Genomic DNA, 21,183 nt, shown 5'->3' with positions numbered 1-21,183 from the left:
GTATTAGACTAAATCCGTTGTCAGGGTTACCGGTTGAATGGAGGAGAAATGGATATGATCATCACGCAGGAAGCACAGATCCAGGCTGACATAACGCTCGTATGGCGCGCGTGGACGGAATCTGCACGCATTACGGAATGGTTTGCGCCGGCAGCCGATATTGAAGCCCGGGAGGGAGGAAAATTCGAGCTGTACTTCAACCCCGGGGATAAAAGCAGCATGAGTACAACCGGATGCACCATCTTGAAGTATCAGGAGCCGCACACATTAGCTTTTGAATGGAAAGGGCCCGATCCGTTTGCGGACACCATGAACCGCAGCGATGAGCTTACTTGGGTTGAAGTCATTCTCGCCCCAGAGACGGAAGGGACCCGGGTAACGCTTAAGCATCATGGCTGGAAGGACTCTGCCGACTGGCAAGCAGCGAGGGCGTGGCATGTTAAAGCGTGGGAGGATATGCTCGCAAGCCTGAAATCCCGCATGGAATCGGGACAGGGCGTTCTCTGCTGCCAATAGCTTCAGGGGCGAATAATTGGGGGATAATTTTTGGAAATCAAGATAGCCTTGGCAGTAAACCAAAGGTTCATCTTGCATCTAAGCGTATCTTCAAAACATCCCCTACCATAGAAGGATACTTTGCGACCGCAAGGTATCCTTCTTTTCGTGTTATGGAAATTCCGCTCCACAAGGGGCCCAAATTTAATCCACTCATCCAATCCTTTTGTTACTCCCCGCCTTATTTCGGGTAAGAACATCATGATATCTAGCGACATCCCGAAGCATCGACTAGGAATCGTCATGATGGGAAAGAATAACACGAACCTGATATATCAATCACAAGGGGAAATTCATATGGATATTACACCGGAACAGCGTGTCACCTTACATGGCTTTAACAACCTGACCAAATCTCTCAGCTTCAATATGTACGATGTATGCTATACGAAAACGAGGGAGGAGCGGGAGGCTTATCTCGAATACATTGACGAGCAGTATAATGCCGACCGGCTGACGAAAATTCTAAGCCATGTCGCCGATATCATCGGCGCGCATGTGCTGAACATCGCCAAGCAGGATTACGTTCCGCAGGGGGCCAGCGTAACGGTCCTGGTATCCGAAGGCCCGGTCGTCGAGGTCCCCGAGGAATCATATGATGAATCACCGGGTCCGCTGCCGGACAACGTAATGCTTCAGCTCGACAAGAGCCATATTACCGTGCATACGTACCCCGAATTCCATCCGGATGAAGGCATCAGCACCTTCCGCGCCGATATCGACGTGTCCACCTGCGGCGAAATATCGCCGCTGAAAGCGCTGAATTATTTGATCCACTCCTTCGATACGGATATCATGACCATCGACTACAAAATCCGCGGCTTCACTCGCGATATTCACGGCCATAAGCTGTTTATCGACCATGAGATCAGCTCGATCCAGAACTATATCCCGGACGAGGTCAAAGAGATGTTCGATATGATCGACGTCAACGTGTACCAGGAGAATCTGTTCCACACCAAATGCAAGCTGAAGCAATTCGACCTGGATAACTACTTGTTCGGATACACGAAAGACAAGCTGTCCCCACAAGAGCAGAAGGAAATTACCGAGCGATTGACGCTCGAAATGAACGAAATTTACTACGGCAAAAATATGGATTGAGCCCTTCTCTTCACCTAAAAAAGCCTCCGGCAGATGAACAGCATATCTGCCGGAGGCTATTTGTGCTGCATTGCCAAGGCAATTGCCCCGGCGAGACATGCTGATTTGGGCGCCAACCTTGTCCGTTAGAATTGTACTGAAAATCCATCAAAGCGGTGGATGCCTGTCCCGAAACGGACCAGATCCTTCTCTTTAAGCTCCCTGGCGGCCTCCCGCACAACCTCCAGCAGCTCCGGAGGAAGCCCGAGCCGGTTATGCCCCCCGTAAATTTGCGTTACGCCTTCGATAGCCGCAATCCGTTCCAATGAGCGGACGAGATCCTCCGGGCTCGTCGTCGGATAGAACGCGTATACGGGAGTTTCGTCATACAGCAAATCCCCGGTGAACAGATAGCCTCTGCTCGTATCGAGAACAGCGATATGTCCGGGAGAATGGCCCGGGGTATGATAGATCACCAGCCTTCGATTCCCCAATTCAATCTCGTCCCCGTCCCGCAGCAGGCCTGTAGGGCGTCCTTGGTACGGTGTATACGTAGCGGGATTGAATGAAGCCGACACCGGTCTCGTAATGTCACGCGAAATATCCTTCCGGATCTGTTCGATCGACAGCTTCTTGATTCCGCTGACAAGCCAGTCCTCCTCGGCCTCATGCACGTAGATTTCATCGTACTGGCCGTGGCTTCCGATGTGGTCGGCGTGAACGTGAGTCGTCAGCACCATAATGGGAAGGTCGGTTAGCTGATCGGTCATCCGTCTGATATTATCGATGCCGAGCCCCGTATCGATAAGCGCTGCCCGTTCACTGCCGAGCAGCAAATAGGAGTGGACCTTTTCCCAATGGCCGAATTCACTGATTGCATAGGTCGCCTCGTCCAGCTCGGATACCGTAAACCAGGCATCATCGATGACAATGTTATGCCGCTTGTTTTCCATATGTATTCTATCCTCCATCCTGCTGCCGTTATTGACTGTCCGTCCCTTCGTCTCCATCGGGAAACGCGATCAAGGACATCCGGTAGCTTTTCTCATCTTCGGATCGCGAAGCCTCGCTTGCTTCCGTATTCCGCATGGTGAAATGCTTGTCCATCAGTTGCTTGAATTCTTCAATAAACGCGTGGAAGCTCTCCTCCGTTGCATAGAAGCTGTAAGTGGAGGCAATGTTCTTTCGCTTGCTCTCATGGGTGGGATCCAAGGCAAAGGATGCTGCTGGCGCATGCTCGACTTGGGATCGCGTAGTATCGAGCGTCTCAAGAAATACCTGCCTTGAGGTTTCGACCAAATCCATGCTGGGCAGCAGATGCTCCTCGGGAATAAACCGGCTTGCAGCAGCCCGGTAATATTTCTGAACGATGCCGTTCTTCTCCTCTTTCCGGACAACCCGGATAACGCCGTGCTTCTCCAGCTCCCTGAGATGAAAATAGATATTATTGCGGGTAATCCCAAGCATTTCTGCCAGCTGCTGGCCGGTATATTCATTTCTCACAAGATTCATCAGCATTTTCGTCCGCAAGGGATCGGCAATCGCTTTAAGCTGCTCATGCGTTGAAATTTTGTAGACTGCAGTAAAATCCATTTATCCACCTCCGTATTTTTTACCGGTAAAATTAATTTTACTGTTATGGATGATCATATCCGGTTTCCTCCCATTGGTCAATACTTCCAGTCTCTTTCATTTTGGGTTATCTTCACTCTTACAAGTCATGTTCATCCTCTCGAACCCTCCAATCTCCTGGAATTGCCGCCGAACGGGAACCTTTAGATGGGGCTGCCGGCCGAACGGGACGTTCTTCAAAACCGCTGTCGTCCGCCTTGATCTATCGCTCGCAAATTTTCGATTACAGAATGAAGTATGGTATATTAACCACGAATGGAAGGATGTTCAATGAATCGTAAAAAGGATGTGCACGATGTTTGACCCGACGGTATTTGAAAATTTAAAAGTAGGCATTGAAAACGTAATATACGACTTGGACAATCTGGATGAGCTCGTCCTCATTACCGGTCGGGAGGATCTGCTGGACATGGCCGTCATGTCGAGAAGCTTCAGCCTGACGTTTGAATTGAGGGGTCTGAAGGAGGCAGCTGCGGAAATTCGGCTTGATGCCGGACTTCAGGAGCTTGCGGCCGAGATATTGGAAACACCGGGGAAGCAGCCGGGCTGCGAGCTGAAAGTCCGCTTTTATAAAAATGTGAAGAGGATTGAAGATGAATGCGCGGCAATTTCCCGGATCGTTGCCGCCATATGGGAACCCGAGATTCCCCCGGTGCAGACCGTAACCTACATCGTTGGAGAAGAAGCAAATGGATATCGCAGCATGACCGAGGTACGGTTCCCGCGCACCATTAACGAGGAGCAGATGGAGGACATCCCGAATTTGGCGGATCATATGCTCCAGACGCTGGAACAGTTGAATCGGATCTAAGTGCTGTTAGATTGAGATGGGGGCGAGGGTTCTTCCTTGTCTCCCAAGCAAAAAAATCCTGACGGATGGTATCCGCCAGGATTTATCTTTATGCGACCAGCAGCCGGATCCAAATCTCCGACGGATCCTGAACGAACCAAGCGCCCTCCCGTTGTACAGGAGTAAAGCCTGCCTCGCGGATTCTCCCGGTTACTGCTTGAAGCTCCTCGTCGCTTGGAAGCAAGATGGTGAAGCTTTCGATACCGGCTGCACGGCGCGGCGTATTCGGAATGCCGATACCGGCCCATGTGTTTAACCCGATATGATGATGATATCCGCCTGCGGAGATAAACAGGGCGGCTCCGCCGTAATGGGCGGTCAGCTCAAACCCAAGCGTATCGCAGTAGAACGCACGGGCCTGGTGAAGATCCGATACATGGAAATGCACATGTCCGATGACGGTATTTTCGGGAAGTCCGTTCCATTCCTTATCCGCGGACAGAGCAAGCAATCCATCGATATCAACCGGATCGGTTGTCATGATGTATTCCCCTTGAGCATCCCGCTTCCAGGTTTCGCGAGGCCGGTCGGCGTAGATCTCGATGCCGTTGCCATCCGGATCATTAATGTAGAGCGCTTCGCTGACCAGATGGTCCCCTTGACCGACTGAAATATGATGGGCGAGCAAATTCCGCAGCGCAAGCCCCAGACTAACCCGGTCCGGTACCAGAATGGCGAAATGGTACAACCCGGCTGTACGTGTCTTGGACTCCTCGAACCCCTCAATCTCCTCAAGCGTTAACAGGGTTTCTCTGCCGTCTGCCGTAAGCTCGGCAACTCTGCCGTGCTGTCGCAGCATTCTTAAACCTACCACTTCCGTATAAAAACGAACCGATTGCGCCAAATCGCTAATGCGCAGCGAGACGGCGCCCAGCTTCGTCGCTGGATGCAAAACAGCCGACATTACCTCACTCCTGACTCTTCCTTTATTTTATTAGAAACGAAAACGTGCTCCGTGTTAAAACAAGCTCTTACCAAAACTTTCAAACGAAAGCTGCGGGCAGAATGGAACCTCATCGGTTACAGCGTGCCCTTTTTGCGAAATAATAACGAAGATCGATGTTTATGAAAAACGATGTTTATATAATTATTATAGTTACTAAATTTTATAAAGTCAAATATCCGTTTACCCCGAACGCCTACCCCTTATTGCCACAGCTTGCAATCAAGCTTCGGATTTCGATGATACCGTATGTATGCTCCCTGTGCATGAAAGAGCATGATTCACCCAAAATGAACGCATTTATAAAACTCTCTCCATGACAAAAAGGAGCCTCCTTGGCAACAACGCTAAGAGAAGGCTCCTTTTCGGGAATCCGGGCGCTTAGAACATCGGGAAAACATATTTAATCAGGAAATACAAAAATCCGAAAAAGATAATCAGATATGCCACATACTTGATTAACGTAGATGCCACCCTGCTGGAGTCATTCCTCTCCTCCACGTTACGGGTTTCGATTTCTACATCGCGATCAACGCGCCTGCTCATCATCTCCACCTCCATCCGTTCTACGCATGCGTAAGATGCTGGAATGCTCTCGAAGCTTACTACTCATTACACGCGCGTGCACGGCTTGAACCAGGCGGCAAGGCCACCCTTATGCGTCTATAGAATACCGATCAAAAGAGGCAGCAAGATGAAGGACGCCAGAGTTGTCCATAGGATGCAGCGCGATACGAGCTTTGGCGCAGCATCATATTCCTCCGCCAGAATGACGGCATTAACCGCTGCCGGCATGGCCGACAGGATGAGGATGACGGCGAACAGCGTTCCCTTGATCGACAATGCGGCCAGCAGTCCCCACGCCACAAGCGGGGCGACGAGCATCCGCATGCTCATGCCGGACCAGAATCCGATCTTCGATACCGAACGGGCTGCATCGCTGTCACGAACGCCAACCATCTGTGCCCCCAGGATCACCAGCGCCAGCGGGGCATAAGCGGCTGACAGCATCGATATTCCCGTATCCAGTCCTTGAGGAGGCTCGAATCCGGTCACGCGAATGAGCACAGCCAGCATAGCGGCATATACCGAAGGAAGCGTAAAGACGGATTTTACGGCTTTGGCTGCCGAGAAATGGGATCTCGCCGCCAAATAAACGCCTAGCGTATTCATAATGATAATCTGTACGATCACATAGACGGAGGCTTTATCAAGACCTGCCTGTCCGAAAGCGAGTAGAACGAGCGGCAGACCGTAATTCACGCTGTTGGTAAAGATCGTGGTCAGTGCAAGACCGGACCGTTCCGTCTGGGACAGACCGAGCATTTTTCCGGCTAACGAACTGAGAAGCCACAGCACAACAACATTCAAAAGACAGAAAATGATCGTGACGTTCACTTCGCCAGAGGTTATGGAAGCATTCGCCAAGGTTTCGAAGATGAGTGCCGGACTCATGACATAGAGAGACAGGGCCGAGAGCGCCTTCGTCTCAAGTCCCTTGAACCGTTTCAGCAGCGCACCGCCGATCACGGGCAAAGAGATTGGCAGGAACACGCCGACCATCGTAGTTAAGAAAGAAGAAATCACAAAGCTCACCCTTATCCAAAAACTGTCGCTGTTCCCTCCATCCTACTCCATCCTGAAGCTCACGTCCAAGACGCAATGACTATAGCTCTAATAGGCGAGCGTTATACATTTTACCCGGGGGCATCCCAATTGCCGCTTGAAATTACTACAATTCCTAGTATAATACTTGGTAAAACGCAAAGCGTACATTAAGGGGGACGTTCACATGCATTATCATAATATGCAGCACACCTCATTATCCCTCGATGACTATCTCGATCTTCTGAATCTGGCAATTCGTTTGGGTGATGAGCATTGGCAAGCCGAAATTATCAGTACGCTGAAGCAGATGCAGGAACCGCCGGAGATGTGCTCAGACAAAGAGGAATATTCCGAGCAAGAGCTGTGGCAATGCATCGATCAAATCAACAACCGGATGCACCAGCTGTACGCCGAATTGAAGGCAACCCAAGATGAGAGCATGCAGCGTAAATTGCTCGACCAGATGTGGGAGCTGAAAATCGCGCGAATCGAGGTATTTCGGAAACTAAAATCGATTTATCAATAACTGTAACGTTACCTAAAAACGGCGGTGTCCTAATTCAGGACGCCGCCGTCGTTTGCTCGAGAGGAATGCATTATCTGGCTGTATTCTGCAGCGAGAGGTTGTAGCATACGAACTCGCTGTCCTCCACGTATCCGGCCGATTCATAGAGCCGTCGCGCAGCGAGGTTCCCGGGATGGGTTGACAATGTAAGCCCGGCGGCCCCTGACCGCACAGCGTGCTCCTTGGCTTGATTAAGCAGCATCCGTCCGATCCCATGCCCCCGGAATTCCTTCGCGACATAAAGATCGTTCAAGATCCATAACCGGGACATCGAAAGGGAAGAGAAGGACGGATACAGCTGCACAAAGCCTGCAGCTTCCCACGCGGCGTCTGCGGGCTCCTGAAATGCAGCCGCAACGAAGATGACGGAGTCCCGCAGCTCTAGCCGCTCCCCGATAAACCGGGCCGCTCCGGCCGCATCATCCGGCTTACCGTAAAACATGCGATATTGATTAAACAAAGCTGCGACAGCGTTCAAATCACAGCCGTCAGCCTGATGGATCCGAAGCTTCGATCCCATGAAACTTTCATTCCTTTCTTTCGCATGACGTGATAATCCCTAGTTTAGCGAAAGCTTCAGTCTTATGGGTATGGAGAGATCCGGCGAAGATTTGCATTTCGGAACAATCCTTGCCCTCTGCGCATCTCCTGCCTCCTTTTGCTGTTCCCTAACGTTCTCTCCCACGCTGGTCATTGCGAGCAGTAACGCTCTCGATATTCATCCTCCAGCATGCTCATCCAGATTGAATCATGGTAGCGGTGATTGAAATACAGCGCATCCCGCTGCACGCCTTCTCTCTTAAAGCCCACCTTCTCATAGGCTTTGATCGCCCGCCCGTTGTAATCGAACACCTGGAGCTCAATCCGGTGAAGATTCAGAATGCCGAAGCCATATTCCAGCAGCAGCTTGATCGATTCCGGTCCGTATCCCTTACCGAGATGCTGCTCCGAATCAATCGCAATCCGCAAGTTGGCATTCCGGTTAACTTGATCGATGTCCTGCAGCGCAATATCGCCGATTACCGCATCGTCATCCCGAAGCGCAATCAGAAGCAGCACGGCTGCATTGTCCCCTGATTTGGCCTCGATATACCGGCGGACCTCCTCAAGCGTGAATGCCCGCCGGGTCCCTGTCAGCCGCCTGATCTCCGGGTTGAACAGCATTTGAAAATATCCTTCGGCATCCTCAGCCGATACGGGTCTTAGATACACCCGTTCTCCCTCCAGCAAACGTACCGGCCGAGGGTTCCATAACGTGGATGGTATGCTCATATTAAATGTGCCCTCCTGTTTTGTTTCCAGCTTAAATCCCTTATACTATATCAATGAATTGACCATAGCTGAATATACAGTTTTGAATCTATAAAAGGGACAGATTTTGCATGAAACAGATTCAGGTTCCGATCCACCAAACAGAGATGATGTCCGCTCTCGCGGGCTCCTCCGCGCCACTGTACGTCCAGGCGTATCAGTACATGAAGCGGGAGATTATCGCCAGCCGATGGCTCAATCAAGCCCGTCTGCCCTCCGTTCGCAAGCTGGCTGAGCTTCTTGGAATCAGCACGACGCCCGTCGAAATGGCTTACCAGCAGCTGCTCGCCGAAGGGTTTATCGTCAGCAGACCGCGAAGCGGGTATTTTGTGCAGACGCCGGACGATATCTTTCCGCTCCCGGCAGCACCGCCCCCGACGAACGGCCCGAAGCTCAAGCGACATCATCATTTTCCGTTTGATTTTCATATGTCCAAAAATGAGTATCGTCATTTTCCCGTCGCAGCCTGGAGGAAAGCATACAGCCGATGCCTGCAGGAGGAGTGCGCAGCGGAGATGCTGTTTTACGGCGATCCACAGGGAGAAGAGGGCCTTCGCCGTGAAATTGCAGCCTACGCAAAAAGCGTGCGCGGGGTTCAATGCACGCCCGAGCAGGTCATTATCGGTTCGGATCCCTATCCTCTGCTGGATATCATCTGCCGCCTGCTACGCCCATACGGGGACCGGGTCGGCGTTGAAAATCCGGGCTATCCCCAGTATCCCGAAGCGTTCAGGCAAAACGGCTTTCAGGTCATGCCGCTGGCCGTGCACGAGGACGGCATCCGCCATGAAGACCTTCAAGGGAGCGGGGTCAAGCTAGTAACGGTGTCGCCATCGCATCAGTTCCCGACCGGCGTCACCATGCCGATCTCGCGGCGGCTGGCTCTGCTTCAATGGGCTCACGAGACCGAAGGGTTTATTATCGAGGATGACTACGACGGAGAATTCCGGTATTACGGCAGGCCCATTCCTTGCCTGCAGGGCCTCCGGTCCGACGGCCGGGTCATCTATATGAGCGGGTTCTCGCAGGTTCTGTCCCCCGCGATCGGGGTCCATTATATGATACTGCCCGCAGTCCTGCTGCCGGCGTACCATCATTTGAAATTCCACTTGTTCCTGGAATGCACCGCCTCCAGACTGCAGCAGCTGGCCCTCGAACGCTTTATGAAAGAAGGCTATGTAGACCGGCATCTCCGCAAAATGAGGATGCTGCTCAGAAAGAAGCATGATCGCCTGATTGCTTCGATCCAGCGATACTTCGGAGAACGGGCCGTCATTAGCGGGAATGGAGCGGGATTTCATCTCATGCTGTCCATCACGCATCCGCTGTCCGCCCATGAGCTCGAGACCCTGGCCGAACACGCGGGAATCCGCGTAAGCGCTGCGGATTATACGTGGCTCCCTGACACCCGTAGCTGCACGGCAGCGGATCGCAGATCATTCATCGTCGGGTTCGGCGGTCTTCTGGAGGAAGAGATCGACGAAGGAATGAAGCGGCTTGCATCCTGCTGGCTGTCAACGTGACGAATTTCATCTACATAAAAAAACAACAAAAAGGACTGCCCATGACTCGCATGGAACAGTCCTGCCGGATAAAGGGTTGGATCGATGATGCAGCCAGGATCGCCTGCCAGGCAGGAGCCTCACTGCATGCAAGAAGGCTTTCAATACGCCAATCCTCCGGATGCCGGCTTAAACCGAACGGCCCACGATGACAAGATCCCGCTTAACCCCGTCCAGCTCGGCAACGCCCGGGAGAAGCCCCCACTGTTCGAAGCCGAATTTCCGGAGCAGCTTAAGGGAGGGCTCATTGTGGCCAAATACGAATCCGACCAGATTGCTGACGCGAAGCCGCGGACATTCCTCCAGCGCCTTGGCGATCAGGATGCTGCCCGCGCCGATCCCCCGAAACTTCTCATTCACGTAGATGCTGATTTCGGCTGTTCCGTTATAAGCAGGACGCCCGTAAAAGGATTGAAAGCTCATCCAGGCGACGATTTCGCTTCCAAAACGCATAACCCACAGCGGACGGTGGTCCTCGCTGTGCTCTTCGAACCAGCGAATGCGGCTCTCCACCGTCACCGGCTCCAGATCGGCGGTAACCTTTCGGCTTTCGATCGTAGAATTGTAGATGTCGACAATAGCCGGCAAATCCTCCATTACGGCATAATCGATCTGATATTGATGCGCTGTCATGTGCTACCTCCGAGTCGATGAATGTTGAATGTCAGATTGTGATGACGATGACTGCTATGAGGTCTATTGTACAGGAGGAAGCGGGATTACGCCTTATTTTTCTGATCAGGGATTAATTTACAAATGTGTTGCGCACCCGCTCGGACCGGATGAAATACGGAATCCAGATGCAGGCATAAATCATGGAGCGGACAATTTGGGTTGCAGATTGCCCGTCGTCGGTCTCGGCCAGCAGTTCGATTTGACTGGCAACGGCGAAGTCTGCAATGCCGAACAAAAGGCTGGCGATAATATAGCCGATCATCAATTTCGGGAATGCCCTTTTCTTGCCGTACATCAGGAACAATGCAATAATGAGGCCAATCACAAATAAAACATTCATTACCGTCTCGAACAGAATTAGCGGGGCCAGCATGGCGTCATAATAAGGAGATGACGGATCTGTGAGCACATCCCATACTTCGGACTCATAAAGCGGCAGCACATTCGTAATGAGCAGGGCGGTAATCGTAATCAATGAAAAATAAATGGAGATCTGAACGAGGACCAGCCAGCCCCCAAGCCCTTCAACCGGTGGTTTCAGCGAATAGCTCTTCTGCTTCCCCGGCTCATGCGGCGGCATCTGCCCGTTCTCTTGAAACGGATTCGGATCCATGAATAAGTACTCCTTCCAGCATTATGTAATTTCTAACTATGGATCATTATATAGAAAGGACTAGCTCTCATAAAGGGAAACTTTACTTCGGCAGCCGAACGATATACCCTTACATTAGTAGCTATACGACCGTTGTTACCATGAAAGGAATGAACCCTGATGAATGAACGTTTAAACACGCTGCTCCAATCCATGAATTCGCACGGCTGGGATCATGCGCTGATCACGGATCCCAAGCATGTCTATTACTTGACCGGATTTGCCAGCGATCCCCATGAGCGTTTTCTCGGCCTGCTCCTCTCCTCAGGGAGCGAGCCGGTCCTGATCGTACCCGCCCTGGATGCCGCCGCTGCCGAGGCGGCATCGTCCGTCAAGAACATCGTGACGCATCAGGATACCGATAATCCGTATGCTGTGCTTCAGCGCTCCCTTCGCGGCTCTGCCGGCACGGTGGCTGTGGAGAAGGAGCAATTGACCGTCTCCCGCTTCGAGCAGCTGCAGCAGCATGTGGACGCCTCTGCCTTCAAGGATGCCGGTCCCGTTCTTCGCGAGCTGCGGGTGCGGAAATCGCCGGAGGAGGTATCGCTGATCAAGCATGCCGTCAAGCTAGTGGAAGAGGTGCTGCGGCAAGGCTTGAAAAAGGCAAGCATCGGCGTTAGCGAGCTGGAGCTTGTGGCCGAGCTGGAATATTTGATGAAGAAGCTCGGAGCGGATGCCCCTTCGTTCGCGACGATGGTGCTGTCCGGGCCAAACACGGCGCTTCCTCACGGCGTGCCGGGGGGCAGACGGATCGAAGCGGGAGATCTGCTTATGTTCGACCTGGGCGTATATGCGGGCGGCTATGCCTCGGATATTACCCGTACCTTTGCTGTCGGCGACTTGAAGCCGGATGCCGTTCGCATCTACGATACCGTTCTGGCCGCGAATCAAGCCGCGATTCAGGCGGTGAAACCCGGTGTTACATACGGATCGATCGACCGGGCGGCAAGAACCGTCATTGAGCATGCGGGTTACGGCCCCGCCTTCGTTCATCGCCTTGGTCACGGCCTCGGGATGGATGTCCATGAATACCCGTCCGTGCATGGGCTGAACGAGGATGTGCTGCAGGCCGGCGCTGTGTTTACCATCGAGCCCGGCGTATATGTACAGCATGTCGGCGGCGTACGCATCGAGGACGATGTCCTCGTTACCGAGACCGGCGCCCTGGTGCTAACCACATTTCCGAAGGAGCTGACCGTCATCGGGTAATCCAGGTCCGCTCCTTAGCTAAGCTATTGTACGAATAGCCCTTCATACGACAAAAAGGCCATCCGCAAGGCGTTATCTTCGCCTTGCCGGATGGCCTTTTTTTACTTTGGATACTGCTCTGCTTTTCCCGCTATGCACGATGCACGGTCCGAGACATCCCAGGATGGCTGTTGAATCCCTGAGCGTTTACTACTGGACCATATCAAGTTGAATGTTTTTATCGTTATATACATCCTTATCCACTTCATTCATCACTTTCCCCGTAATGACGCCTGCCGTCATGGAATCATTGACGTTCAGCGCCGTCCGGCCCATATCGATCAACGGCTCGACAGAAATCAGCAGTCCCGCCAGCGCTACCGGCAGGTTCATCGTGGAGAGAACGATAAGCGATGCGAACGTAGCCCCGCCCCCGACGCCGGCGACACCGAATGAGCTGATCATGACGACAACGATCAAGGTCAGGATGAAGGACCATGAGGTCGGATCAACGCCGGCGGTCGGTGCGATCATAACGGCCAACATGGCAGGATAAATGCCGGCGCAGCCGTTCTGCCCGATCGTGGCGCCAAGCGATGCGGACAGATTCGCGATCCCCTCCGATACGCCGAGCTTCTTGCTCTGCGTCTGGACGTTAAGCGGGATGGTCGCCGCGCTGGAGCGCGAGGTGAACGCAAACGTCAGCGTCGGGAAGACCTTTTTCACATACGTAAACGGATTGAAGCCGAACAAGGCGAGCAGCACAAGATGGACAATAAACATGACAATCAACGCCACGTAGGAAGCCAAGACAAAATCAATCAGGTTCAAAATAACCTGCAGATTCGTCGTCGCGATGGTCTTGGCCATCAACGCGAGAATGCCGTAAGGCGTCAGGCGAAGCACAAGCGTCACGATGCGCATGACAACCCCATAGACCGAGGAGATGATGCCGCGGAACGTATCGGCCTGCTCTTTATTTTTCCGGTCCAGGCCAAGCACGGCAATCCCGATGAAGGCCGAGAAAATAACGACCGCGATCGTGGACGTTCTTCTCGCGCCCGTCATATCCTCAAACGGATTGCTCGGTATGAAATCAAGGATCTGCTGCGGCAGCGTACGATCCTCGATGTCTCCAAGCCGCTCCTGCAGCAGTGCGCCCTGCTCCTCCTCTGCCGCTCCGCCCTGAATGTTGACCGCAGACAGATCAAAGGACAGCGCGGTCGTGATCCCGACGGTCGCGGCCACCGCGGTCGTCAGCATTAGCACGGCGATGATGAGCCCGCTCATTTTGCCGAGATTGCGCCCGCCCTTCAGCTTGGTGATAGCCGAGATGATCGATACCATGATCAGTGGAATGACCATCATCTGCAGCAGCCGGACGTAGCCGTAGCCGACCAAATTGAACCAATCCGCTGAATCGGCCACGATATCGGAGTCAGAAGTGTAAACGAGCTGCAGAACGACGCCGAACAGAACGCCCAGACCCAAGCCCGCGAAGACACGCTTGGTAAACGAGTAATGCTTTTTCTGCATCCAGTACAAAATACCGACCAGCAGAATCAAAACAAGGACATTGATAACGACCCAAAGCGTTTCCATCCTTTGCTTCCTCCATTCTCATTTCGGATTAAGTTGTACCATCCTTGTGGGGATAAGTGCGCTAGTATGTATTCATTTCCAACTCACCGCCCACTCTAAACATTACATTACCCGTTCTTCCCGATTCTTATCGGAAATTGGTACTCCCGGCATCCGATCAATTCGATTATACAGATCGGATTACCAAGATAAATTCATTTACTTCTATCCTATCCCCAATGCTGGAGGAGCAGAACCACAAATAACAGAACGGCTGCTTCAAGCAGTTCATTCAATGCGCCGTAGGTGTCTCCCGTGAGGCCGCCGAGGCGCCGGCTCATACGTCCTGCTACGGCCGCTCCAATCAACCAGGTAAGGAACGGCGCAAGAACGAGTACCGCTAATCCGGTGATCCAAAGATGTGTTGAATCCGTGACCAGCCCCAGCGTGACGATGACCCCGAGCGTGACCAGAACCGCCATCAAGCCGGCCTGCAGCCTCCGCAGGCTGGATAATCCGCTGAACAATGCAGCCAGCCCTTCGCTGCCTCTTGCTACAGGCCAGCGGTACATTGCGTGCACCATAAACCAACGGCTCCAGACGGGTGCGAGCACAAGCAGAAGAGCTTCCTGCTTCAAGTCCCCGCCCGACAGCTCAAAAATCGATTGAATCAGCGAAGCCTTCAGCAGCAGAAGCAGCGTGCAGGCGATAACCCCCATTGCGCCAACCCGGCTGTCTTTCATAATCTCGAGCATCCGCTCCCGCGACCGATGGCTGAGGAGGGCATCCGCGCTGTCCATCCATCCGTCCAGATGAAGACCGCCCGTCAGCCCCACCCAGACGGTCAATGTGATAACCGATGCCGGAAAGACCGGGAGAGCTAAGCTTAATCCCCACCCCAGCAGCGCCACTGTCAGGCCGATCACGCCCCCTACCAGCGGATAAAAGACAACGCTTCGCTGCTGAACCTCCGGGGTAAAGGGGATCTCCCGCCGGATCGGAAACCTTGATAAAAATTGAAAAGCGGCCGCAGCCGCTTCCATCATCCTGTTCATATTCGATACTCCCTGCTCTTGATTTCCATCGGAATCCCCGCGGTTACGAGAAATACTTCATGGCAGATCCGTGCCAGCCGCTGGTTCATCATCCCAGCCCAATCGCGGAATATTCGGCCGAGCGGGTACTCGGGGACGATCCCCGATCCCACTTCGTTCGTTACCAGAATCACCGTTCCGGGATACGTCTGAACGGCTCGGGCCAGCCTGCCGATATCCAACTGCAGCCGTTCCTCCATAGCCGCAGCTCCTTCCGGCTCGACCTGGAGCAGCACGTTCGTGAGCCACAGCGTCAGGCAATCCACGACGACCGCTGGCGCATCCGATGCCGATTGGCCGAGCGTTTCGAGCAGCTCCGGCAAGGCGACGGGCTCTTCGACCGTCTCCCAGCGATAATCCGCATCGCTGCGCCTATCCTGATGAATCCGAATCCGTTCCTTCATTTCATCGTCATACGCCTGAGCCGTCGCAATATAAAGGCCCGAGGACGACCGTTTCATGCAGAGCTTCTCGGCGAACGAGCTCTTGCCGCTCCGGGCACCTCCCGTTACGAGCGAGCTTAATGGGTTCATAATTCGCCTCCGCTTATTCCCGCGCTTTCGAAGGTTGCCATCTCGCTCATAATCCGGCAGGCGGCTTCTATCATATGAAGACATAACACGCCCCCGGTTCCTTCGCCAAGACGCATGTCCATATGCAGCATCGGAGACAGTTCCAGCGCTTGCAGCAGCAGGGCATGTCCACGCTCCTTCGAATTATGGGAAGCGATCATATAGGAACGCGATTCGGGGCAAATCGCCGCAGCGATCAGAGCGGCTGCACTGGATATGAAGCCGTCGATAACGACAGGGCAACCCTTGGCCGCCACGCCGAGAATGAGTCCGGCCAGACCGCCGATCTCATACCCGCCGACCTTGGCCAGCACATCCACCGGATCTTCCGCCAGGGGGCGATTGACCGTAATGGCCTGCTCGACAACGCGGATCTTATGCATCAGCCGCTCGTCGCTAACGCCGGTTCCCCGCCCCACGACCTCAGCCGGAGGCTTGCCGGACAGAACCGCGAAGACGGCGGCGCTCGGCGTCGTATTGCCGATCCCCATTTCCCCGGTCACGAACACCCGGGTTCCATGGGAGTAGAGCTCGGCGGCTACCTCGGCGCCGGTCAGGATCGCCTGCTCCGCCTCCGCCCTCGTCATCGCAGGCCCTTTTGCAATATTTTTCGTTCCTTTATTAATTTTACGGGAAAGGAGACGTTCATGGGACAGATCCGCCGCAACGCCAATATCCACGCACAGCACGTCCGCGCCCGCTTGACGGGCCAATACGTTGACGGCAGCGCCGCCGTTCAGGAAATTCATGACCATCTGGGGCGTTACTTCCGACGGGAAGGCGCTGACGCCCTCCTCGCACACTCCATGGTCACCAGCCATGACCACGACGGCCTTTTTCTCGAATGAGGGCTTGATCGTCCCGGTAATTCCCGCGAGCTGAATCGCCAGCGATTCCAGCTTGCCAAGGCTCCCGGGAGGTTTCGTCAGCTTGTCCAAATAGGCGGCGGCTTCCGCCTGCGCCCGGGCATCGGGCGCGGTGATTGTTCCAACCGATCGCGTCAATCGGTCCATGAGCTCCTTCATGCACGAAGCCTCCTTTTTACTTATCTCGCTTGCTTTTACTTTATCCGAATCCGTGCGCTGCGGGCAAGGACAAGGCTTGCCGGTCCTTATTTTCTCGACCGGTTCGCGGTGAGCAGCACCTGCGGCGCGCCGTTCTCGGGGTGCTTGACGACGGAAGGCATGACCCGGAATATCCGGCTGATATACGCCTCGGTCAGCACTTCCTCCGGTGACCCCATTCCTGCAACGCGCCCCTCATGAAGCACGAGCAGCTTATCGCAAAACTGCGCGGCCAGATTCAAATCGTGCAGGACGCTGATTACGGTAATTTCCGACGTCTGTCTCCAAGCATCCACCATCTCCATGAATTGAAGCTGGTAATGAATATCGAGGTAGGTCGTCGGTTCATCCAGCATCAAGAGCGACGGCTCCTGCACCATCACCTTGCCGAGCGCAACCCGCTGCCGCTGGCCGCCGCTCAGCTCCGTAAGACGCCGCTCCTGAATATCGCGAAGCTCCAGCTTCTCCATGATGCTGTCAATCAGGGGTGCCGCATCCTGCTCCTCCCGACCAAGCCAGTTCAGGAATGGATAACGCCCCATCTCGAGCACTTCCCGTACTGTAAAATCAGTCGGGTCCAGTCCCTCCTGCTGGAGCACGGCAATAATTCGGGCGAGCGCCTTGCGGCTATAGCTTCCGATATCGCGGTCCAAAAGCCGAACACTTCCCTTGGAAGGCCGCTCCACACCGGACAGCAGCTGCATTAGCGTAGACTTACCGCTGCCGTTCGGCCCGATGATGCCCCACCATTCGCCTTTTCGGACCCGAAGCTCGACCTCCGACAATACCTGCGTGCGGCCATAGACCTTCGACAGCCCTTGGGCAACGATCATCATGAGAATCCCTCCCTGCGCCGCTTCTTGTTCCGGTAGAGCAAGTACGCAAAGAATGGAGCGCCGATAAACGCAGTGACCACCCCGAGCGGAATTTCAGTCGGAGCGAGCACGGATCGTGCCGCCGTATCGCACCACACCATGAATATAGCGCCTCCCAGCGCGGATATCGGAATAATGACACGATAATCCGAGCCCGTCATGAGTCGGATCATATGCGGCACCACCAGTCCCACAAATCCGATCACGCCCGAGACCGATACGGCCGCGGCTGCAAGAAGCGTAGCTACGACCAGAACGCTGGTCTTCAGCCGATCCACGTTCAGTCCCATATGGGCAGCCTGCCTTTCGCCGAGCGACAGCAGATTCAAAGCCCGCGAGCGGCTCCACAAATAAATAAGCCCTACCCCAAAATACGGGAAAAGGATGGCCACGTAGGACCATCCGCGCATGCTCAAGCTTCCCATCGTCCAGAACAGAATCTGGTTCACCGTGTCTTTGGACATCACCGTTAAGAAGGAAACGACGGCGCCGAGAAAGGATTGCATTACGACCCCGGATAAAATGAGTCCGTGCACCGGCAGCTTCCCCTGATCCCGTGCCAGCAGCAGAACGACCCACAGCGTACCCGCTCCGGTCAGAAAGGCAACCAGCGGCAGCGTGTAGCCTCCGGCAAAGGAATACTCCAATCCGAAAAAAATGAGGGACGCCGCTCCAAGCGCTGCTCCGGAAGACACGCCCAGCGTAAAAGGATCAGCCAGCGGATTGCGCAGCACGCCTTGAAATGCCGCTCCTGCCACCGCAAGCGAGGCGCCGACCAGCATTCCCAGCAGAATGCGCGGGAGCCTCACCTTCATTAAAATCTGCTCGGAGGATACCTCCCAGCCCGGGACGATCGCATCGCCGAGCCAAGGCAGCCGATGCAGCAGCATCGCTCCAATCTCGCTAACAGGCAGGTCGACCGAGCCGATTCCGAGGCTGACGATCAAAGTCAACAGCAGCAGGACAATGCCGGCCGTTCCGTAACCCGCCAGTTTTTGTCTCATGGTGTCATCAGTTCCGGATAAACGGCTTTGGCCACTTCAATCAAACCTTGCGTGACGCGCGGCCCCGGACGGCTCAGCAGATTATCGTCCATCGCAATGACCCGGTCGTTCTTGATCGCTTCGATCTGATCCCAACCGTCGCGCTCTTTAATCATCTGGTCCAGCGTTTTCTTGGTGGCTTCGTCGACAACATTGCTCGAATACAGAATGACATCCGGATTCGCCGCAATAATGTTCTCCTCGCTAATTTCGAACCAGCCCTCTGTATCCCCGGCTGCGTTGACGCCGCCGGCCAGCGTGATCATCTCATCCATGAACTCGCCTTTGCCGACGGTCCAGCCCGGCGAGAACTCGACGTACACTTTCTTCTTGTCCTCTTCCTTCACGGATTTCACCGCTTCCGTAACGCTTGCCAGCTCCTGCTGCATCTGCTCGACCACAGTCTGCGCTTCCTCCTGACGGTCGGTAATTTGTCCGACCAGCGTAATGGAAGACATGACTTCTTCAATCGTGGACGGATCGTTAACGAACAATTTCACGCCCATCCCGCGGAGCTTCTCCGCGTTTTCCGCATTCATCGACGCGCTGAACACGACATCGGCCTCGGCTGCGATTACAGCCTCTTCATTCACCTGGAAGCCTCCCATTTTCGGCTTGGATTTCGCGGCTTCCGGATAATCATCCAGATCGGACACACCTACGATTTCCTCGTCCAGCCCGAGGGCAAACAGCTTTTCCGTCTCGGACGGAGCCAGGGATACGATACGGGTCGGCGCCTTCTCGAAGGTGACCTCCGTTCCGGTCGCATCCTTAACGGTGAGTGGATACTGCGTCTTCAGCGCACCCTGCTCCTCCGCAGGCTGTTCAGCCGGCTTCTCCTGCTGGGCAGGCGTTTCCGAAGGCGCACTATTCGGCGCGGCATCCTCGGCGTTTCCGCAGGCGATCAGCGACAGCGCCATCAGCATCGCCACGATCAAGACGGACCATGATTTCAACATTGCTTTCATTTTCTTGTTTCCCCCTACGTCATCATTGAGAACCCTAGCCTGCATATTTCACAACTTCAATTCCGATCCTTACCGGGTATGAAAACGACTGTCCTCGCATGTATAAGGAGAACTCGCCGGGTTCCACCGCACCTAATCCTCCGGGTACCCCTGCCATCCGATAGGACGAAAATACCGGTGTGCCCCGGCAGCGGGATCAGGTGGCCGGCATCGCCTCTTCGTTCTCCAGCAAAAATCCCCGACTCCTTGACGAATAAGGAATCGGGGATTACGTTTCAGCTTCAGGACACCTGCAAACATATAGCATTGATCATCAACAAAGCAGCTTATTGCCGGAAAACCGTACCTCGACAGCTCCTGCCGCTCCCGCGATCAAAACGGGTCCAAGTGAACGTAATCCTCTCCTCGAAGGACCGTCATTCATTGCCGAGGGCAGGTCTCCTGACTTACAGGCCTAACGACTTCTCCGCCTTCCCAAGCGCATTAGCGCTCAGTGGCATAAGGGGAAGTCTCCTGCTTCACAGTGGCGGGACCGTGCCGGATTTGCACCGGCTTCCCTATTAACCCGAAAGGCAGGCCGTCAATACCGGCTGCCTGTCCAGGACCCTCGCAAATCATATGAATCATGCTTATATAGCCAAGCTGGATTTCTCTGAACAAGATTATAGGGGATAACCCCTGCCCTTACAACTAAAGGATTCACCCATTCTTCGAGTATAATGGTACTGAAAGTTCTTGTTATCGTTCATTATTCGCCTGAAATCACATCTTTTTGAAAAAGGGAAGTGAATCCGTGATGAATATTCCTTCAAACCATAAGCCGGAGAGGCTCCGTCTGACCGTCCTCGAACCCGAGCATCTTCCGGTGCTGGGCCAATTCTCCCTCCCGGAGCACCAGCGAAGATTCACTTCGCTTCCGGACGAAGCGTTGAAGAAGCTCGGCAATCCCCCTACAGAAGACAAGCTGCCGGTCGTTCTGCTCGCGGCGGATAAGCCCGTCGCCTTCTTCATCCTGGATCGCGGGGAACGTATCGCGCGTTATACGCCGAACCAAAGCGCCGTGCTCCTTCGCGCCCTGTCCGTTGATCACAAGGAGCAGGGGCGGGGCTACGGCCAGGCTGCCATGCGCCTGCTGCCCGAATTCATTCGCTCGCGCCTGCCGGGAGTGAACGAGGTTGCCCTGGCGGTGAATGCCCGTAACGAGCATGCCCGTCACGTCTATATCCGAGCCGGCTACCGGGACCGGGGATACCGGGTTATGGGCGTGCAAGGCATCCAGCATATACTGCATCTCGATCTGGCGCTCCATTGATGTGTCCTCTTATGGATTGCCTACGCTGCTTGCCCATTGGTATGGCAGGG

The 21,183-nt window shown here is 54.2% G+C and carries 22 protein-coding genes and 1 riboswitch; of the genes, 7 read left to right on the top strand and 15 right to left on the bottom strand.

Features of this window, described 5'->3' with window-relative positions; genetic code table 11:
- Window positions 1–54: 54 nt before the first annotated feature.
- Window positions 55–516, top strand: coding sequence for an SRPBCC domain-containing protein (locus tag NSQ46_RS06285; RefSeq protein ID WP_251535513.1), 462 nt, complete (start codon window positions 55–57; stop codon window positions 514–516).
- 336 nt (window positions 517–852) lie between these two features.
- Entirely contained in the window at window positions 853–1,659 is an 807-nt protein-coding gene (gene speD / locus NSQ46_RS06280; RefSeq protein WP_028403751.1) for an adenosylmethionine decarboxylase, read from the top strand.
- 125 nt (window positions 1,660–1,784) lie between these two features.
- On the opposite strand, the gene NSQ46_RS06275 is transcribed toward speD, so the two are convergent.
- Both NSQ46_RS06275 and NSQ46_RS06270 read right to left on the bottom strand, forming a co-directional pair.
- A complete protein-coding gene (locus tag NSQ46_RS06275; RefSeq protein ID WP_251535515.1) occupies window positions 1,785–2,591 on the bottom strand; it encodes an MBL fold metallo-hydrolase in 807 nt (268 codons plus the stop codon).
- 28 nt (window positions 2,592–2,619) lie between these two features.
- On the bottom strand, window positions 2,620–3,231 hold the full coding sequence (locus NSQ46_RS06270) for a winged helix-turn-helix domain-containing protein (RefSeq protein WP_251535517.1): 612 nt from the start codon (window positions 3,229–3,231) through the stop codon (window positions 2,620–2,622).
- A gap of 334 nt (window positions 3,232–3,565) precedes the next feature.
- On the opposite strand from NSQ46_RS06270, the gene NSQ46_RS06265 reads away from it, so the two are divergent.
- Complete coding sequence (locus NSQ46_RS06265) at window positions 3,566–4,081, top strand: hypothetical protein (protein ID WP_251535519.1); 516 nt, start codon at window positions 3,566–3,568, stop codon at window positions 4,079–4,081.
- Between the two features lie 88 nt (window positions 4,082–4,169).
- Here the strand turns inward: NSQ46_RS06265 and NSQ46_RS06260 are convergent, their stop codons facing one another.
- Together NSQ46_RS06260 and NSQ46_RS06255 are read right to left on the bottom strand one after the other, a co-directional pair.
- Window positions 4,170–5,024 carry a VOC family protein gene (locus NSQ46_RS06260; protein WP_144867439.1) on the bottom strand — a complete coding sequence of 285 codons (855 nt, stop codon included), beginning with the start codon at window positions 5,022–5,024 and terminating at the stop codon, window positions 4,170–4,172.
- Window positions 5,025–5,726: 702 nt separating this feature from the next.
- Window positions 5,727–6,650: an AEC family transporter gene (locus NSQ46_RS06255; RefSeq protein ID WP_144867442.1), complete on the bottom strand. Its 924-nt coding sequence runs from the start codon at window positions 6,648–6,650 to the stop codon at window positions 5,727–5,729.
- A gap of 205 nt (window positions 6,651–6,855) precedes the next feature.
- On the opposite strand from NSQ46_RS06255, the gene NSQ46_RS06250 reads away from it, so the two are divergent.
- Entirely contained in the window at window positions 6,856–7,197 is a 342-nt protein-coding gene (locus NSQ46_RS06250; RefSeq protein ID WP_144867444.1) for a hypothetical protein, read from the top strand.
- Between the two features lie 70 nt (window positions 7,198–7,267).
- On the opposite strand, the gene NSQ46_RS06245 is transcribed toward NSQ46_RS06250, so the two are convergent.
- Complete coding sequence (locus NSQ46_RS06245) at window positions 7,268–7,756, bottom strand: GNAT family N-acetyltransferase (RefSeq protein ID WP_251535521.1); 489 nt, start codon at window positions 7,754–7,756, stop codon at window positions 7,268–7,270.
- Between the two features lie 170 nt (window positions 7,757–7,926).
- Window positions 7,927–8,508 (bottom strand): GNAT family protein, encoded by a 582-nt coding sequence (locus NSQ46_RS06240; RefSeq protein ID WP_144867448.1) that lies wholly within the window; start codon window positions 8,506–8,508, stop codon window positions 7,927–7,929.
- 110 nt (window positions 8,509–8,618) lie between these two features.
- Here NSQ46_RS06240 and NSQ46_RS06235 point away from each other — a divergent pair, with 110 nt between their 5' ends.
- The gene (locus tag NSQ46_RS06235) at window positions 8,619–10,070 is read left to right on the top strand and encodes a PLP-dependent aminotransferase family protein (protein ID WP_342576486.1); all 1,452 of its coding nucleotides are present in this window, start codon (window positions 8,619–8,621) and stop codon (window positions 10,068–10,070) included.
- A gap of 168 nt (window positions 10,071–10,238) precedes the next feature.
- On the opposite strand, the gene NSQ46_RS06230 is transcribed toward NSQ46_RS06235, so the two are convergent.
- Window positions 10,239–10,742, bottom strand: a complete 504-nt coding sequence (locus NSQ46_RS06230) for a GNAT family N-acetyltransferase (protein ID WP_007127213.1) — start codon at window positions 10,740–10,742, stop codon at window positions 10,239–10,241.
- Between the two features lie 112 nt (window positions 10,743–10,854).
- Window positions 10,855–11,397, bottom strand: a complete 543-nt coding sequence (locus NSQ46_RS06225) for a DUF2569 domain-containing protein (RefSeq protein ID WP_007127212.1) — start codon at window positions 11,395–11,397, stop codon at window positions 10,855–10,857.
- 159 nt (window positions 11,398–11,556) lie between these two features.
- On the opposite strand from NSQ46_RS06225, the gene NSQ46_RS06220 reads away from it, so the two are divergent.
- Entirely contained in the window at window positions 11,557–12,645 is a 1,089-nt protein-coding gene (locus NSQ46_RS06220) for a Xaa-Pro peptidase family protein (protein ID WP_007127211.1), read from the top strand.
- Window positions 12,646–12,834: 189 nt separating this feature from the next.
- Here NSQ46_RS06220 and NSQ46_RS06215 read toward each other — a convergent pair whose 3' ends face one another.
- The 7 genes from NSQ46_RS06215 to NSQ46_RS06185 form a co-directional block, all read right to left on the bottom strand.
- Entirely contained in the window at window positions 12,835–14,226 is a 1,392-nt protein-coding gene (locus tag NSQ46_RS06215; RefSeq protein WP_007127210.1) for an L-cystine transporter, read from the bottom strand.
- Window positions 14,227–14,435: 209 nt separating this feature from the next.
- Window positions 14,436–15,260 carry an adenosylcobinamide-GDP ribazoletransferase gene (gene cobS / locus NSQ46_RS06210; RefSeq protein ID WP_213613753.1) on the bottom strand — a complete coding sequence of 275 codons (825 nt, stop codon included), beginning with the start codon at window positions 15,258–15,260 and terminating at the stop codon, window positions 14,436–14,438.
- A complete protein-coding gene (gene cobU / locus NSQ46_RS06205; protein WP_007127208.1) occupies window positions 15,257–15,832 on the bottom strand; it encodes a bifunctional adenosylcobinamide kinase/adenosylcobinamide-phosphate guanylyltransferase in 576 nt (191 codons plus the stop codon). Before cobU ends, cobS begins: the two co-directional genes overlap by 4 nt.
- Window positions 15,829–16,896 (bottom strand): nicotinate-nucleotide--dimethylbenzimidazole phosphoribosyltransferase, encoded by a 1,068-nt coding sequence (cobT, locus tag NSQ46_RS06200; RefSeq protein WP_342576485.1) that lies wholly within the window; start codon window positions 16,894–16,896, stop codon window positions 15,829–15,831. Before cobT ends, cobU begins: the two co-directional genes overlap by 4 nt.
- A gap of 86 nt (window positions 16,897–16,982) precedes the next feature.
- On the bottom strand, window positions 16,983–17,768 hold the full coding sequence (locus NSQ46_RS06195; RefSeq protein ID WP_251535683.1) for an ABC transporter ATP-binding protein: 786 nt from the start codon (window positions 17,766–17,768) through the stop codon (window positions 16,983–16,985).
- Window positions 17,768–18,814 (bottom strand): iron ABC transporter permease, encoded by a 1,047-nt coding sequence (locus NSQ46_RS06190; RefSeq protein WP_342576484.1) that lies wholly within the window; start codon window positions 18,812–18,814, stop codon window positions 17,768–17,770. The genes NSQ46_RS06195 and NSQ46_RS06190 overlap by 1 nt, the downstream gene beginning before the upstream one ends.
- Complete coding sequence (locus NSQ46_RS06185) at window positions 18,811–19,821, bottom strand: ABC transporter substrate-binding protein (protein WP_251535525.1); 1,011 nt, start codon at window positions 19,819–19,821, stop codon at window positions 18,811–18,813. The genes NSQ46_RS06190 and NSQ46_RS06185 overlap by 4 nt, the downstream gene beginning before the upstream one ends.
- A 413-nt stretch (window positions 19,822–20,234) precedes the next feature.
- Window positions 20,235–20,445, bottom strand: a riboswitch (cobalamin riboswitch).
- Window positions 20,446–20,617: 172 nt separating this feature from the next.
- On the opposite strand from NSQ46_RS06185, the gene NSQ46_RS06180 reads away from it, so the two are divergent.
- Window positions 20,618–21,133: a GNAT family N-acetyltransferase gene (locus NSQ46_RS06180; RefSeq protein WP_210094445.1), complete on the top strand. Its 516-nt coding sequence runs from the start codon at window positions 20,618–20,620 to the stop codon at window positions 21,131–21,133.
- The last annotated feature ends 50 nt before the right edge of the window (window positions 21,134–21,183 follow it).

Origin of the sequence: Paenibacillus sp. FSL M8-0142 (assembly GCF_038597315.1) — a bacterium.
In the GTDB taxonomy this organism is placed as follows: domain Bacteria; phylum Bacillota; class Bacilli; order Paenibacillales; family Paenibacillaceae; genus Paenibacillus_AQ; species Paenibacillus_AQ lactis.
The sequence above is the reverse complement of the archived record's forward strand: the minus strand, read 5'-3'. Positions and strand labels throughout refer to the sequence as shown.